Source organism: Pseudomonas sp. FBCC-B35 (assembly GCF_059133755.1).
Genome location: NZ_CP101439.1, coordinates 906,788 through 921,742, shown reverse-complemented (window position 1 = coordinate 921,742; position 14,955 = coordinate 906,788). Strand labels below are relative to the sequence as shown.

The window sequence follows — 14,955 nt, the reverse complement described above, 5'->3', positions numbered from 1 at the left end:
CCGGATCGGCCGCAATGGGCCGCGCAGCGACCCTGGGCGTTGAGCCTGCATGACTAAACCCTGGGCGTTTCTGCGACGCCCAAGGTCAATCGCTCCCTCTACCCCCACCGCCCCGCCGCGTCCTGGTCGCTCTGACGTCCTTCCACCCATCGCTCCCCTTGCCCGGTCGTTTCCTTCTTCCAGAACGGTGCACGGGTCTTCAGGTAATCCATGATGAAGTTGCAAGCCTCGAACGAGGCCTGCCGATGGGCACTGGCCACGCCGACGAACACGATCGGCTCACCGGGCGCCAAGTAACCCACGCGGTGCAGCACCTCGACCTTGAGCAACGGCCAGCGCTGCTGCGCCTCGGCCACGATCTTGGCCAGGGCCTTCTCGGTCATGCCGGGATAATGCTCAAGCATCATACCCGCCACGTCCTGGCCGTCGTTGAAGTCCCGCACGTAGCCGATGAAGCTGACCACTGCCCCGACACCCACGTTGGCCGCGTGCAAGGCGTTGGTCTCAACGCCTGGGTCGAAAGCGCCTTCCTGTACCCGAACGGCCATGCTCAACCTCCGGTTACAGGCGGAAAGAACGCCACTTCATCGCCCTCTTGCACAGGCTCATCCAGCCTGCACAATTCCTCGTTGCGGGCGCACATCAGGTTTTGCTCGGCCAGCACCTGATAAGGCTCGCCTCTACCCACCAACGCCAGGCGCACATCGTCCACATCCTTGAACGTCCCTTCGAGCGACTCGCTACCGCGTCCCAGCCGCTCCCGGTAGCGAGCGAAATACATCACCTTGATCTTCATCAGCCTTGCACCTTGTACGGGCCGCTTTTTCCGCCCAGCTTCTCCAACAAGCGCACTTGCTCGATGACCATGCCCTTGTCCACGGCCTTGCACATGTCGTAGAGGGTCAATGCAGCCACGCTGGCTGCCGTCAGCGCTTCCATCTCCACGCCGGTCTGCCCGGCCAGCTTGCACCGGGCGACGATGCGCACCGCATCACTGCCCTCGGCGCTGAGCTCGACCTTGACACTGGTCAGCATCAGCGGGTGGCACAACGGAATCAGGTCGCTGGTCTTCTTCGCCGCCTGAATGCCGGCGATGCGCGCCACAGCGAAGACATCACCCTTGGGATGCTCACCGTCCACGATCATTTGCAGGGTGTGCGGCAACATGCGCACGCGCGCTTCGGCTGTGGCCTCGCGCTCGGTCACGGCTTTTTCAGTGACGTCGACCATATTGGCCCGCCCTTGGGAATCAAGATGTGTCAGCACTGCTCTGCTCCTGTGAAGGGAGCAGAGAGTGTAAACCGGTGGGTCAGGTTTGAGCAGGGGCCAGGCCGACGCATCGCGGCCAGAAGCCGCCGGGCGGCGAACCGCCCGGCGCACGGGGCTACATGTGGGACTCGGCGAACTCGGCCAGCACCGACCGAGGCACCCCTTGCAGGGTGATGTGCACGCCATGGGGGAAGTCCTTGAAGCGTTCGGTCAGGTAGGTCAGGCCCGAACTGGTCGCGGACAGGTACGGTGTATCGATCTGCGCCAGGTTGCCCAGGCACACCACCTTCGACCCTGCGCCGGCACGGGTGATGATGGTTTTCATCTGGTGCGGCGTGAGGTTCTGGCACTCGTCGATGAGGATCAGGCTCTGCTGGAAGCTGCGACCACGGATGTAGTTGAGCGACTTGAACTGCAGCGGCACCCGCTCGAGGATGTACTCGACACTGCCGTGGGTGCTTTCGTCGTCCATGTGCAAGGCTTCGAGGTTGTCGGTGATCGCGCCCAGCCAGGGCTCCATCTTCTCGGCCTCTGTCCCCGGTAGAAAACCGATCTCCTGGTCGAGCCCCTGCACGCTACGGGTGGCGATGATGCGCCGGTAACGCTTGCTGACCATGGTCTGCTCGATGGCCGCCGCCAGCGCCAGGATGGTCTTGCCCGAACCCGCCGCCCCGGTCAGGTTGACCAGGTGGATATCCGGATCGAGCAGCGCCAACAGCGCCAGGCTCTGATGAATGTCACGCGGCTTCAAGCCCCAGGCTTCCTGGTGCAGCAAGGGCTCCTGGTGCAGGTCGAGCAGTAGCAGTTCGCCCTCGCGCGTGCCCTTGATCCAGCCGACGAACCCTTGCTCATCGATGATGAACTCGTTCACGTGCACCGCTGGCAGCGGCTCGGCCAATTGCACCCTGTGCCAGGTACGGCCACGCTCCTGACGCGTGTCGACCTTGCTGACCCGGTCCCAGAACGAGCCGGTGACCGAGTGGTAGCCCTTGGACAACAGCGACACGTCGTCGACCAACTGGTCGGTGCTGTAGTCCTCGGCGGCAATGCCGCAGGCACGCGCCTTCAGGCGCATGTTGATGTCCTTGGTGACCAGCACCACGTCCAGGTCGGTACGCCGTGCCCTGACTTCGAGCAGCTGATTGATGATGATGTTGTCGTTGAGGGTTTCGGGCAACAGCTTGTTCGGCTCGTTGCGCGGGGTCATCAGGATGGACAGATAACCTTTTGGCCCACTTTTGCCACGCTGGATGGGTACCCCCTGCTCCACCACGCTGGGCGAGGCATCACCCAGCGTCTGGTCGATCAGGCGGATGGCCTGGCGGCATTCGGCAGCGATACTTTGCTTACCGGCCTTGAGCTTGTCGAGTTCCTCCAGCACCGTCATGGGAATGGCGACGTGGTGCTCCTCGAAGTTGAGTAATGCGTTGGGGTCGTGAATCAGGACGTTGGTATCGAGCACATAGAGGATTGGCTTGCTGGAGGAAGGGGTGCGTCCTTGGTCATCCATACTCGGTCACCTTATGTCGAAGCGGCACGGCGTGGTCTGTTACGCCGCGGAGTGACTGCCGTTCTTCCCGTATCCGCGTTGTTACGGGCGGGAAGCGATCTGGCCAGGTGGACCCATGTGACGCCACCTGTGCTGCAGGAATCGGCTGTCTGGTTTCTTCATACCGCAAAAGCCATGACCGGAAAAAGCATTTTCATACGATTGCCAACTTTATTTTTCTGATTGACGAACAGGCCTTGGCGCCAGCGCCAAGCAGGTCTACAGTCAGAAGTCAGGTTGCTGCGCGCCCTGTCCGTATTCGCGACAATCCTGCCAACCAATGCCGCTTTGCGCGGTGTGTTCAAGCAGCCACTGCAGCGCAGGCCTGGCCTTGGGCAACGCGTCGTGAAACTGGATCACGCCTTTGCGCCATAGCAGCATCAAGGTCAACACACGCTGGGCTGAGGCCTGCGCACTCAAGCCCGAGTCGTCCTGCGCATCGATATCCCACAGCGAGACCTGCAACTGCTGGCGCTGCATGAAGGCCTGGCCGTCGGCCCGCCGCTGGCCATAGGGCGGGCGAAACAGCGGCACGTACTGCTCGGGCAGGTCTGCCCGCACCCGTGCCTGGCTGCGGCTGATCGAGGCCTGCCAATCCGTCCACTGCGCGTGGGACCGGTACTCCCACCCCTGAATGCCTACGCACTGCCCTTCATACAAGCGCCGCAGGGCCGCCAGCGATTCGCCGTCACGACGTTGCTGCAAACGGCTGCCGAGCACGAAGAACGTCCCGTCGAGCTTCTGCTTGCGCAGGTAGGCGGTCAACGCGTCTGTGGTGCCCGCCGCCGCGCCCGGCCCACCGGCAAAGGTGAGCAGAAACAGCCGGTCATTGAGCTCATCGCCGTTGCGTTCGGCCGCCGACAGCCGCTGTACTTCGCTGCTGGTCTGCGGCAACAACGCCGCCTTGCGCAGTTGCTCGTTCAGGTACTGCTCATGAAATTGCCGGCTGGGCTCGATCCAGCCCGTGTAGAACTCACCCACATCCGTGGCGAAGGTCGCCGCTTGCAAGCGCAGTTCGGCCATCGACGTCACCGCATAGCAAAAGGACGCATCCTGCTCGCAACTGCGTTGCGCCTGTTGATAACCTTGCCAAAGCCGCTGCCACAGCCGCGCCCTCACCTGCCTGACCTTCTGCACGTTGACCTGCCGCAGGCCCAGGCGAGCTGCCAAGGTATTCTCGTCGAGCAGCTCGTTCTCGTGCAGCACCCGGGCGAACGAGAGTATTTCGGCCCGTGATGCCACATCGAACAGCGCAGGGCTGTCCAGCTGCTCCGGCCACAGGCCACGGTCCAGGCTGGCCGGCGTGGCAGGGGCGGCTTGAACGGCCAGGCTCAACAGGCCAGCCAGCAGGGCTGTAACGAGGCGCACGGTCAGGGCTCCGCTCAAGGAAAACAGGCACTATAGCCGCTGTATCGGCCATGGGCGTTGACTATTGTCGCCATAGTTTGGACTTGCCTCTTCCAACCCTTAGAATCCCCGCTCAACGATGCCAGGAGCCGATCCGATGCTGACGGTGATTTCCCCCGCCAAGACCCTCGACTACGACACCCCGCCGGTGACCGAGCGTTTCACCCTGCCCCGCCACCTCGACCATTCCCAGGAACTGATCGAGCAGCTGCGAGCAATGAGCCCGGCGCAGATCAGCGAACTGATGCACCTGTCCGACAAGCTGGCGGGCCTGAACGCCGCGCGTTTCGGCAGTTGGACACCTACCTTCACGCCAGAGAACGCCAAGCAGGCCCTGCTGGCTTTCAAAGGTGACGTCTACACCGGCCTGGACGCCCAGACCTTGACTGAAGACGACCTCAGCTATGCCCAGGATCACCTGCGCATGCTCTCCGGCCTCTACGGCCTGCTGCGCCCTCTGGACCTGATGCAGCCCTATCGCCTGGAAATGGGCACCAAACTGGCCAACGCCCGTGGCAAGGACCTGTACGCGTTCTGGGGCACGCGCATCAGCGAGTGGCTCAACGAGGCCCTGGCCGAACAGGGCGACGATGTGCTGCTGAATCTGGCCAGCAACGAATATTTCAGCGCGGTCAAGCGCAGCGCCCTGAAGGCCCGGGTGATCAACGTGGACTTCAAGGACCTGAAAAACGGCCAGCACAAGATCATCAGCTTCTATGCCAAGAAAGCGCGCGGCATGATGAGCCGCTTCGTCATCGAAGAGCGCATCAGTGACCCGACGCAGCTCAAGCAGTTCGACGTGCAGGGGTATTACTACAGCGCCGAGCAGTCGAAGGCCGAACACCTGGTGTTCTTGCGGGATCAGCCCGACGCATAGGGCGCTGAGCGCAACAGGTCGTCAGGGCAGCCTGTGTGCCACCTTGGCATCATGGGTGACCACCAGCAAGGTCGTGCCTCTTTCCTGGTTGAGGGTCAGCAGCAGGTGCAGCACCTGCTCACCGGTCTGGGCGTCAAGGCTCCCGGTGGGCTCGTCGGCCACCAGCAGGCTCGGCTCGGTCACCAACGCACGCGCGATCGCCACACGTTGGCGCTGACCACCGGACGTCTCGGCGGGCCGCTTGCCCGCCTGGCTGGCAAGGCCTACGGCACGCAATTGCACCTCGGCGTGCTGGCGGGCAACGGGCAAGCGCAGCCCTCGATACGATAGCGGCAACGCCACGTTGTCCAGGGCGCACAACCGCGGCAGCAGGTTGAAACTCTGGAAAACGAAGCCGATCAGGCGGTTGCGCATCACGGCGCGCTGGTCGGCGCTGGCGCCTGTCATGTCGGTACCGCCGATCCATACCTGGCCTGCGCACGGGCGGTCTAGCAGCCCGATCAGGTTCAGCAACGTGCTCTTGCCCGAACCGGACGGGCCGATGACAGCGCACGTCTGCCCGCTGGGGATCAGCAGGTCGATGCCTTGAAGCACCGGCACGTCACCCTGAAACCGACTGACATTGCACAGCTGTACGGCGGGCATCATGCGGGCTTGCCTGGTTCGTCAGGGCCTTCGAGCGGCGGGTGATCCTTCTTTGCCCGGTCTTCAAGCTTGCGGGCGGTTTTCAGGAGGGTGTCTATCAGAGAATCGGCTTCATCGCCGTGCGGTGGTTCGGTTCTGCCTATCATCGCAGTCAAATCAAATTCGTAGTTTCTAAAACTCGCCTCCATGATAGGAGGAAGTTTTTTGTAGTAATCGATCATTTCCCTCAGCGCATCGTCCCTGAAGCCTGTCCTGTCGTATTCCGCGTTGGCTTTGTCAACGATGTAGCGGGTCCACTGCGAATAACGATGACCCAATTCAGCACTGGCAGCGAGCCGCTCGTTGTAGGTGAAGTCTTCGCCCTCATCGTAACCAATCAGCGCCAATTGCTCTGTGGTGAGGTGTTTGAAGGGGTTGGCATCTTTCCCGTTGATAAAATCAGTTGCTTGCCGCGCCCTGGCTAACAGCGCCTGATCTTGCGTATCAGGGATGAAGGCATCATGCAGCGCCTTTGTATAGACGTAGCCTTGACCGCCTAGACCCATTTGAATGCGCGACCCAAGCTCCGCCAACTCCTGCCGACTCAGCTGGCTATCTCGGACAGCCGCTCGCTGCGCCGCCGCCGCGAGTTGACGGCCCAACGCTGAAACATCAGAACTTGACTCATGTATTTCAAACACGGGCGCTACGTTGCCCGCGTTCGTACCGGTCGTTGCCTCCTTTGCCCGCGTTACAGGTACAGCCCCTGCGGAAAAACTTGCCGTTCTCGAAATATGTTCCATCGCCGCACCTCGATTTGAAATTCCGTGAGTTCAATCGGTGAAAGTGCCTGCGTTTGCCATCAGCGCCAATCCAACAGCAAAGCAGGCTACGGAGCCGAGTTACTTCATAGTGAATTCGGCTTTCCAGGCGTAGTTGGAACTGAACCCCGAGTTAACGGCGGTGCAGGTTGCACCGCCGGCCGGCGTGGCAGTCTTGTTCCACTTAGGCTGCTTGATACCTCCTGACATCATCATGACGAACGTCGTGCTGAAGGCGCATGACTTGCGCCCTTGCGAATAGCGGAGCATTGCACCATTGGTGTCACGGCTCACCAGACGCTGCACGGTGAACCTGATGCTCTCACCCGGTTTCACTTCATGGTGCGGCTTAGGGTTGGCAATCTGATACGTACTGGTCTCGTTCGCATTGGTCAGCTGGAGTTTCACCGACTCGGTTCCAAGATTTCTGAACGTCACTTCAACGGGTGGCCCAGCAAGGGCTGGAGCCGCCGCCAGCATGACGGCGGTGGCAGACAGGATTCGCATGCAGTTCTTCATCGTTTCAAGCCTCGTCTCTTCCATGTGGTTAGGGAGCAGACGCCTGCGTGGGCCGGCAACGCATGGACTGCGACGATCCTTCGTTCACAGCCGCCGATGACGACGTCTAGCCACGTTGGCGGCCCGGTGCTGAAAAACCTTAGGAAGCGAAGGGCCTTCAAGCGTTACGAAATATGGCGAGAAATCGTGAAACCCAGCCGTAAAGGACTGTTTATTGACGTCAAGAAATAAACACCGGTCCAAAAAATCTCAGATTGCCACCATCGCTCAGGCCGATTTTTTTAGTTTTTTTTCGCACCCGACGCTCATGCTGGCATATAAACATCTCGAAACATTTTCGCCCTTTATATACCGAGGTCAAACCGCCTCGTGCCATCAATTTGAAATTGTATGACCCTCGCGAAATACTGAAAAAACCCGCATACGAATGAATCTCAGGCCGGAACTTCTCTCAACCCTACTGCTCATAGGTGCCGTAACGATTTTGCTGTTCGTAGGTTGTAAGAGATGGCCTAAAGATAAATTCCCATACCGGAAAGTTGCCAGCATCTCGATAGCCAACCCTGGCAATAAAATGTCGCGCCCAGCACGTCAATAATGGCCACGCCCAGCGCGGGTAATTGAACGCTATGGTTTTTATTTTAAATAGCACACCCAGCGACCCGGCACCTGTACATAAACATGAACAGACGTGCCGACCGCACCCAAGTACTTTCTAAGCGTGGCTCAAATGGGCGTGCTCAACTAAGCACTTTAAACGCATACGTTTAATGTTGAATGTGATTGCCTGGGGCGATGCCGATAATCGCCACGCCCCCGTGCGCCCTGAATTTGTTGTTAATCAACCCCACTCGGCACCTGCAAGTACAAGTGCCAGCGTGATAACACACGAGGTGATAGCGATGCGTATCAGCATCTTTGGTTTGGGTTATGTAGGTGCCGTCTGTTCAGGTTGCCTGACTGCACGTGGCCATGACGTAATTGGCGTCGATGTCTCGGCCACCAAGATCGACTTGATCAACCAGGGTAAGTCGCCCATCGTCGAACCAGGCCTGGAGGCGCTGTTGCAGCAGGGCATCGCCAATGGCCGCCTGCGGGGGACCACCGACTTTGCCGAGGCCATCCGGGCCAGCGATGTGTCGATGATCTGCGTGGGCACCCCCAGCAAGAAGAATGGCGACCTGGGCCTTGAGTACATCGAATCGGTGTGCCGCGAGATCGGTTTCGTACTGCGTGAAAAAGCCAGCCGCCACACCATCGTGGTACGCAGTACCGTGTTGCCGGGCACCGTGAAGAACGTGGTAATACCGCTGCTCGAAGACTGCTCCGGCAAACGTGCCGGCATCGACTTCGGCGTCGCAGTCAACCCTGAGTTCCTGCGGGAGAGCACGGCCATCAAGGACTACGACCATCCGCCGATGACCGTCATCGGTGAGCTCGACAGCGCCAGTGGCGACGTGCTCCAGGCGCTCTACGAAGAACTCGATGCACCTGTCATCCGCAAGTCGGTCGAAGTGGCCGAGATGATCAAGTACACCTGCAACGTGTGGCATGCCACCAAGGTGACCTTCGCCAACGAGATCGGCAACATCGCCAAGGCCGTGGGCGTCGATGGCCGCGAAGTGATGGAAGTGGTCTGCCAGGACAAGGCGCTGAACCTGTCCCAGTACTACCTGCGTCCCGGCTTCGCCTTCGGCGGCTCGTGCCTGCCCAAGGATGTCCGTGCACTGACCTACCGCGCCGCCAGCCTCGATGTGAAAGCGCCCCTGCTCGATTCGCTGATGCGCAGCAACGAGTCCCAGGTGCAGAACGCCTTCGACCTGATCGACAGCCACGACAAGCGCAAGGTGGCCCTGCTGGGCCTGAGCTTCAAGGCCGGCACCGATGACCTGCGTGAAAGCCCACTGGTGGAGCTGGCCGAGCGCCTGATCGGCAAGGGCTACCAGTTGGACATCTATGACGAGAACGTGCAGTACGCCCGGGTACACGGGGCGAACAAAGAGTACATCGAATCGAAGATCCCGCACGTGTCCTCGCTGCTCAATGCCGATTTCCAGAAGGTGATCGACAACGCCGACATCATCGTGCTCGGCAACCGTGACGAGCAGTTCCGCGCCCTGGCCCAGCACGCGCCGGCCGGCAAGCAAGTGATCGACCTGGTGGGCTTCATGGCCAAGCCCACCAGCCCCGATGGCCGCACCGAAGGCATCTGCTGGTAACGCCTGGCCAGGCGACGCAGTGCCCCATCCCGCGTCGCCCCTACCCTGAATTCTTCACGGATGCTGAACATGCAAAGGCTTAAGACAGCGCTGCTGCAGTGCGCCGGTTGGTTGTTCTACATGAGCCTTCTCATGCTGATCGCCCTGGCCCTGCCAGCCGACATCTTCGACCCGCAGTCCAGGCACTTCATCTTCCTGGTCGGCGCAGTTGGCATCTGGCGTTACTCCATGGGCGCCACCCACTTCATCCGTGGCATGGTCTTTCTGTACGGCGTCTATCCGTACCTGCGCCGCAAGGTGCAGAAGATGGGCCAGGCAGCCGATCCGTCCCATGTCTACCTGATGGTCACCAGCTTTCGCATCGAAGCGCTGACCACCGCCCAGGTGTACAGCTCGGTGATTCGCGAAGCGATCGACTGCGGCTTCCCCACCACCGTGGTCTGTTCGCTGGTGGAGATGTCGGACGAGCTGCTGGTCAAGAGCCTGTGGGCCAGGTACAACCCGCCCCCTCATGTCACCCTGGACATCGTGCGCATCGCAGGTACCGGCAAACGCGATGGCCTTGCCTACGGCTTTCGCGCCATTTCCCGCATGCTGCCCGATGACGATGCCGTGGTGGCGGTAATCGACGGCGACACCGTGCTGGACGAGGGCGTGGTGCGCAAGACCGTGCCGTGGTTCAAGCTGTTCCCCAACGTCGGCGGCCTGACCACCAACGAGTTCTGCGAAGTGCGCGGCGGCTACATCATGAGCGAGTGGCACAAGCTGCGCTTCGCCCAGCGCCACATCAACATGTGTTCCATGGCCCTGTCCAAGCGCGTGCTGACCATGACTGGCCGCATGTCGATGTTCCGCGCCAGCGTGGTGACCAACCCCGAGTTCATCGCCGACGTGGAAAGCGACGCGTTGATGCACTGGCGCCTGGGGCGCTTCAAGTTCCTGACCGGTGACGACAAGTCCAGCTGGTTCAGCCTGATGCGCCTGGGTTACGACACGTTTTACGTGCCCGATGCGGCCATCAACACGGTCGAGCATCCGCCTGAAAAAAGCTTCTTCAAGGCCAGCCGCAAGCTGATGTACCGCTGGTACGGCAACAACCTTCGGCAGAATTCACGCGCCCTTGGGCTTGGCCTGCGCCGCCTGGGGCTGTTCACCAGCATCGTGCTGTTCGATCAGCGGGTCTCGATGTGGACCAGCCTGCTGGGCCTGACAGTGGCCCTCATCGCCAGCCTGAAATTCGGCATGGCCTACCTGCTGGTGTACCTGCTGTGGATCGGTTTCACCCGCCTGGTACTCACCTTCATGCTGCTGTGCTCGGGCCACAGCGTTGGCCCGGCCTACCCGGTGATTCTCTATTACAACCAGATCGTCGGCGCGCTGATGAAGATCTACGTGTTCTTCCGCCTCGACAAACAGTCGTGGACGCGCCAGCCCACCACCCTCAAGCGTGACCTCGCCAGCTTTCAACAATGGTTCAACACCTGGTCCTCGCGGGCCATGACCTTTTCGGCTGCCAGCCTGTTCGTCGCTGCGCTGTTCATGGTCGTGTGACCCCGCCCCGGATCGGAACTAACAGGAACAACCGCCATGAATACCGCCGTGAACGTCAACGTCGTGCATGAATCCGAAGCCCAGCGCCAGCACGCACGGGTGCGCATGCCTGCCAGGCTGCGCTTTGTCGACGCCCAGGGTCAGCCCCATGAAACCAAGGTAGATGACCTGTCGGCCGGCGGCCTGAGCTTCCATAGCCCGCATCCTCTGGCCGTAGGCCAGGTGCTGCACGGCCGGTTGCAGTTCAGCGTCGATAACCTGGGGCTGTCGATGGACGTGGCGTTTCAGGTGCGCTCCTACGTCCCAGGCAGCGGTCGGGCCGGCGTGCAGTTCCAGAACCTGGAGCCGCGCGATATCGCCACCTTGCGCCACCTGATCACCAGCCACTTGTCCGGCGAGCTGATCACCGTGGGCGATGTGCTCAGCACGCTGCAACGGGACAACTTCACCAAGGCGCGCAAGCAAAAGGACGCCGGCAGCGGGCAGGGCCCCCTGGCCCGGTTCAAGGCGGTCAGCGTGACGCTGGGCGTGTTCGTGGCGGGCGTGGCAGCGTTCGGCTTCGTTGCCAAATCGCTGTATGGCCTGTACTTCGTCAGCCATGCCCAGGCCGCAGTCGTCGCCGTGCCTGTCACCACCATCACCATGCCCAGGGACGGCACCGTCAGCAGCCTGGTGCCAAGCGGCGCCCAAACGAGCAAGGGCGCCCCGCTTGCCAGCTTCAGCACCAGCATGCTGGACGTGCTCAAGGGCAGCCTGGACGACACCCAGCTCGACCCCGCCAAAATCCAGGAGCTGTTCGGCAAGCAACTGTCCGGCACCCTCACCAGCCCTTGCGATTGCATCGTCGCCCGCCAGCGTGTGGAAGACGGCCAGTACGCCGCCAAGGGCCAACCGATCTTCGAGCTGGTGCCACGCACGAGCACACCCACTGTCCAGGCCCGCTTCAGCTACCGCCAGTTCGACGAGGTCAAGCCGGGGACGCGGGTCAACTTCCAGGTGGCAGGCGAAGACCAGGTGCGCGCAGGGGAAATCGTCGCCAGCAGCAGCCTGGAACCCGACGCGCTGGCCGCCGACATCCGCGTACAGATCAAACCGGACAGCGCCCTGCCAGCGGCCCTGGCAGGCCGGCCGGTGTCGGTTGCCAGCAACCGCGGCCCTTCGCTGGACTGGCTGATCGGCAGTGCGTCGGCCCGTGACCTGTGAGATGACGAGCATGCCAACCTTGCCTGGGTCCAACCCGCGCCCCTTTACTGCGTGCGCACTTGCCCTGACCGTGACACTGGCCGGTTGCGCCGGTCTGCCCGACCAGCGCCTGGCCAACGAAGCGCTCAAGCGCGGCGACCTGGCTGTGGCCGAACGCAACTACCAGGCACTGGCCGACCTGGGCTACAGCGATGCCCAGGTCGGGCTGGCCGACATCAAGGTGGCCACCGGTGACAGCGCCCAACGCGAGCAAGCCGAAGCCACCTACCGCGCCGCCGCTGCCACCTCGCCCCGTGCCCAGGCGCGCCTTGGCCGCCTGCTGGTGACCAAGCCGGGCAGCACCCAGGCCGAGCGCGAAGAAGCGCAAACGCTGCTCAAGCTGGCCGCCCGCCAGGGCCAGGGCAATACCCTGGTGCCACTGGCCATGCTGTACCTGGCCTACCCGCAGAGCTTCCCCACCATCAACGCGCAGCAGCAGATCGAGCGGTGGCGTACCGAGGGCTACCCGGAAGCGGGCATCGCCCAGGTGCTGCTCTACCGTACGCAGGGCACCTACGACCAGCACCTGGACGAAGTGCAGAGCCTGTGCCAGGCGGGGTTGGCGACTGCCGACCTGTGCTACGTGGAGCTGGCCACCGTGTACCGCAAGCGTGGTCAGGCCGAACAGCTGACCGCCCTGATGCACCAGCTCGAATCGGCTTACGCCCGCGGGGCAGTGCCTGCCAGCCGGGTGGACAGCGTCGCTCGCGTGCTGGCCGACCGCAGCCTGGGCCAGACCGACGGGCAAGCTGCCAAGGCGTTGCTCGAACGCGTGGCACCGGCGTACCCGGCATCCTGGGTCAGCCTGGCGCAGCTGCTGTACGACTTCCCTGAACTGGGGGACACCGACCAGTTGCTGGCTTACCTGAAAAAAGGCCGTGATGCGCAGCAGCCTCGCGCGGACCTGCTGCTCGGCCGCCTGTACTACGAGGGCAAGCAGCTGCCGGCCGATGCCGAGAGCGCCGAGCGTCACCTGCTGGCCGCCGCCACGGCCGGCGAGACCAGTGCCCGCTACTACCTGGGCCAACTCTATCGCCGTGGCTACCTGGGCAACGTCGAGCCGCAGAAAGCGCTGGACAACCTGCTGGCGGCCGCACGCGGTGGCCAGGTCAGTGCCGACTATGCCCTGGCGCAGCTGTTCAGCGAGGGGCATGGCATCCGCCCGCAACCTGCCGATGCATGGGTCTTCGCGCAACTCGCCCAGGCCAACCCGACGCCCCAGTCGGCCGAGCTGTTGCAGCAGATCGAGCAGCAGCTGGCGCCCGAGGCGCGCCGCCAGGCTCAGCAGACGCTGGCGCGGGAGACCCAAGCTCGCATGGCCATGACGCCCGGCGCCATCAATACCCTGGCCCTGGATGTGCTGCAAGACGATGAAAACGACGTAGACGGTGAGGACGCGCCATGATGCTCAACCCTTTCGTCAAAGCCGGGATCGGCCTTGGCTTTGCCTTGCTGTGGTCCTGCCCGAGCCTGGCCCAGGTCACGGCCGAACGCAATTTTGGCCTGGAAGTGAAAGTCACTGGCCAGTCCGAAGACGACCGCGACCTGGGCACCCGCCCAGGCGGTGACGTCAATGGCCTGGGCCTGGACCTGCGCCCGTGGGTCTACGGCGAGCGCGGCAACTGGAGCGCTTATGCCATGGGCCAGGCGGTCACTGCCACCGATACCATCGAAACCGATACCCTGCGCCAGAACGACGATGGCACCACCACCGACACGGGCGCAGACAGTCGTCAACCGGACAAGAGCTACCTGGCCATGCGCGAGTTCTGGGTGGGCTACAGCGGCCTGACCGCCTACCCCGGCGAGCAACTGCGACTGGGCCGGCAACGGTTGCGCAGCGACGATGGCATGTGGCGCGACACCAACATCGAAGCCCTCAACTGGACCTTCGACACCACCCTGCTCAAGGCCGACCTGGGTGTAGCCCGGCGTTTCAGCGAATACCGAACCGACCTGACCGACCTGGCCCCGCAGGACGAGGATCGTACTCACCTCTACGGCAATGTCGCTGCCCAGTGGACGCCTGGCCATTGGGTGGGCCTGCGGGCTCATCACACCCACGACAGCGGTAGCCTGAAAAACCCCGGCCAAACCGTCGACGCCCTGGACAAGACCCGCACCGGCGACCTGACATGGCTGGGCCTGGAGGCCAACAGCGATGCCTACAACTGGCGCAATGAGCATGACGTCAACTACTGGGGCAGCCTGACCTGGCTGACCGGCAACCGTGACACCCTCAGCAGCCGCCAGGTGGGCGACCAGCAAGTGGCCACCGGTACCCAACGCGGCGACGTCAATGCCTGGGCCACCGACCTGGGCGTACGCCTGCGCCTGAACCCGCAGTGGCAGGTGGGCGCCGCCTACGCCCGCGGCAGCGGCGGCGGTGACGAGGGCGGCAACAACTTCGAGCAGACCGGCCTTGAAAGCAACCGCTCCAACTTCACCGGCACCCGATCGCGTGTGCATCGCTTTGGCGAGGCCTTTCGTGGCGAGTTGGGCAACCTGCAGGCCGCCACCTTGTTCGCCTCCTGGCAGCTGCGCGACGACTACGACGCAAGCTTCCTCTACCACAGGTTCTGGCGAGTGGACGGTGCGCAGAACATAGGCTCCAGCGGCATCAACGCCGTAGTCAACGACAACGGCATCAACCGGCCCTTGGTCGAGGGTGAGAAAGACCTTGGCCAGGAAATGGACGTGGTCGTGACCAAGTACTTCAAGCAAGGCCTGCTCCCCGCCTCGATGAGCCAGGCGATCGACGAGCCTTCGGCTCTGGTTCGCCTGCGTGCTGGGGTATTCAAGCCGGGCGATGCCTACGGCAAAGAGGCAGACAGCTACATGCACCGCGCCTTCGTCGACGTGATCTGGCGTTTCTGA

At 62.4% G+C, this 14,955-nt stretch carries 14 protein-coding genes; 6 read left to right on the top strand and 8 right to left on the bottom strand.

Going from position 1 to position 14,955, the window contains the following annotated elements; translation table 11 throughout:
* Positions 1-98: 98 nt before the first annotated feature.
* The 5 genes from moaE to NMB38_RS04040 all read right to left on the bottom strand — a co-directional run bounded on the left by moaE (position 99) and on the right by NMB38_RS04040 (position 4,186).
* Positions 99-548: a molybdopterin synthase catalytic subunit MoaE gene (moaE, locus tag NMB38_RS04060; RefSeq protein WP_027914454.1), complete on the bottom strand. Its 450-nt coding sequence runs from the start codon at positions 546-548 to the stop codon at positions 99-101.
* Between the two features lie 2 nt (positions 549-550).
* Positions 551-796: a MoaD/ThiS family protein gene (locus tag NMB38_RS04055; protein WP_027914453.1), complete on the bottom strand. Its 246-nt coding sequence runs from the start codon at positions 794-796 to the stop codon at positions 551-553.
* Positions 796-1,266 (bottom strand): cyclic pyranopterin monophosphate synthase MoaC, encoded by a 471-nt coding sequence (gene moaC / locus NMB38_RS04050; protein ID WP_023534451.1) that lies wholly within the window; start codon positions 1,264-1,266, stop codon positions 796-798. The genes NMB38_RS04055 and moaC overlap by 1 nt, the downstream gene beginning before the upstream one ends.
* Before the next feature lie 118 nt (positions 1,267-1,384).
* Positions 1,385-2,779 (bottom strand): PhoH family protein, encoded by a 1,395-nt coding sequence (locus tag NMB38_RS04045; RefSeq protein WP_023534350.1) that lies wholly within the window; start codon positions 2,777-2,779, stop codon positions 1,385-1,387.
* 264 nt (positions 2,780-3,043) lie between these two features.
* Entirely contained in the window at positions 3,044-4,186 is a 1,143-nt protein-coding gene (locus NMB38_RS04040) for a polysaccharide deacetylase family protein (RefSeq protein ID WP_059183307.1), read from the bottom strand.
* Positions 4,187-4,322: 136 nt separating this feature from the next.
* Here NMB38_RS04040 and yaaA point away from each other — a divergent pair, with 136 nt between their 5' ends.
* The gene (gene yaaA / locus NMB38_RS04035) at positions 4,323-5,102 is read left to right on the top strand and encodes a peroxide stress protein YaaA (protein WP_059183308.1); all 780 of its coding nucleotides are present in this window, start codon (positions 4,323-4,325) and stop codon (positions 5,100-5,102) included.
* A gap of 21 nt (positions 5,103-5,123) precedes the next feature.
* Here yaaA and NMB38_RS04030 read toward each other — a convergent pair whose 3' ends face one another.
* From NMB38_RS04030 to NMB38_RS04020, 3 genes are all read right to left on the bottom strand, one after another.
* Positions 5,124-5,750 (bottom strand): ABC transporter ATP-binding protein, encoded by a 627-nt coding sequence (locus NMB38_RS04030; protein WP_490805842.1) that lies wholly within the window; start codon positions 5,748-5,750, stop codon positions 5,124-5,126.
* On the bottom strand, positions 5,747-6,529 hold the full coding sequence (locus tag NMB38_RS04025) for a hypothetical protein (RefSeq protein ID WP_146109513.1): 783 nt from the start codon (positions 6,527-6,529) through the stop codon (positions 5,747-5,749). Before NMB38_RS04025 ends, NMB38_RS04030 begins: the two co-directional genes overlap by 4 nt.
* Positions 6,530-6,628: 99 nt before the next feature.
* Positions 6,629-7,054: a hypothetical protein gene (locus NMB38_RS04020; protein WP_490805841.1), complete on the bottom strand. Its 426-nt coding sequence runs from the start codon at positions 7,052-7,054 to the stop codon at positions 6,629-6,631.
* Positions 7,055-7,968: 914 nt separating this feature from the next.
* Here NMB38_RS04020 and NMB38_RS04015 point away from each other — a divergent pair.
* The 5 genes from NMB38_RS04015 to NMB38_RS03995 all read left to right on the top strand — a co-directional run bounded on the left by NMB38_RS04015 (position 7,969) and on the right by NMB38_RS03995 (position 14,955).
* Complete coding sequence (locus tag NMB38_RS04015; RefSeq protein WP_027914449.1) at positions 7,969-9,285, top strand: nucleotide sugar dehydrogenase; 1,317 nt, start codon at positions 7,969-7,971, stop codon at positions 9,283-9,285.
* Positions 9,286-9,354: 69 nt separating this feature from the next.
* Positions 9,355-10,836, top strand: a complete 1,482-nt coding sequence (gene alg8, locus NMB38_RS04010) for a mannuronan synthase (protein ID WP_161780414.1) — start codon at positions 9,355-9,357, stop codon at positions 10,834-10,836.
* A 36-nt stretch (positions 10,837-10,872) separates the two neighbouring features.
* A complete protein-coding gene (locus tag NMB38_RS04005; RefSeq protein ID WP_028687188.1) occupies positions 10,873-12,039 on the top strand; it encodes an alginate biosynthesis protein Alg44 in 1,167 nt (388 codons plus the stop codon).
* 10 nt (positions 12,040-12,049) lie between these two features.
* Positions 12,050-13,483 (top strand): alginate biosynthesis TPR repeat lipoprotein AlgK, encoded by a 1,434-nt coding sequence (gene algK, locus NMB38_RS04000; RefSeq protein ID WP_042139490.1) that lies wholly within the window; start codon positions 12,050-12,052, stop codon positions 13,481-13,483.
* On the top strand, positions 13,480-14,955 hold the full coding sequence (locus NMB38_RS03995) for an alginate export family protein (RefSeq protein WP_028687186.1): 1,476 nt from the start codon (positions 13,480-13,482) through the stop codon (positions 14,953-14,955). Before algK ends, NMB38_RS03995 begins: the two co-directional genes overlap by 4 nt.

What these genes read in the sequence shown, in the direction of transcription:
- NMB38_RS04045 (WP_023534350.1), bottom strand. Translation starts at nt 2,779, where the DNA reads ATGGATGACCAAGGACGCACCCCTTCCTCCAGCAAGCCAATCCTCTAT.
- moaE (WP_027914454.1), bottom strand. Translation starts at nt 548, where the DNA reads ATGGCCGTTCGGGTACAGGAAGGCGCTTTCGACCCAGGCGTTGAGACC.
- NMB38_RS04020 (WP_490805841.1), bottom strand. Translation starts at nt 7,054, where the DNA reads ATGCGAATCCTGTCTGCCACCGCCGTCATGCTGGCGGCGGCTCCAGCC.
- NMB38_RS04030 (WP_490805842.1), bottom strand. Translation starts at nt 5,750, where the DNA reads ATGATGCCCGCCGTACAGCTGTGCAATGTCAGTCGGTTTCAGGGTGAC.
- yaaA (WP_059183308.1), top strand. Translation starts at nt 4,323, where the DNA reads ATGCTGACGGTGATTTCCCCCGCCAAGACCCTCGACTACGACACCCCG.
- NMB38_RS04005 (WP_028687188.1), top strand. Translation starts at nt 10,873, where the DNA reads ATGAATACCGCCGTGAACGTCAACGTCGTGCATGAATCCGAAGCCCAG.
- NMB38_RS04055 (WP_027914453.1), bottom strand. Translation starts at nt 796, where the DNA reads ATGAAGATCAAGGTGATGTATTTCGCTCGCTACCGGGAGCGGCTGGGA.
- alg8 (WP_161780414.1), top strand. Translation starts at nt 9,355, where the DNA reads ATGCAAAGGCTTAAGACAGCGCTGCTGCAGTGCGCCGGTTGGTTGTTC.
- NMB38_RS04025 (WP_146109513.1), bottom strand. Translation starts at nt 6,529, where the DNA reads ATGGAACATATTTCGAGAACGGCAAGTTTTTCCGCAGGGGCTGTACCT.
- NMB38_RS03995 (WP_028687186.1), top strand. Translation starts at nt 13,480, where the DNA reads ATGATGCTCAACCCTTTCGTCAAAGCCGGGATCGGCCTTGGCTTTGCC.
- NMB38_RS04015 (WP_027914449.1), top strand. Translation starts at nt 7,969, where the DNA reads ATGCGTATCAGCATCTTTGGTTTGGGTTATGTAGGTGCCGTCTGTTCA.
- algK (WP_042139490.1), top strand. Translation starts at nt 12,050, where the DNA reads ATGCCAACCTTGCCTGGGTCCAACCCGCGCCCCTTTACTGCGTGCGCA.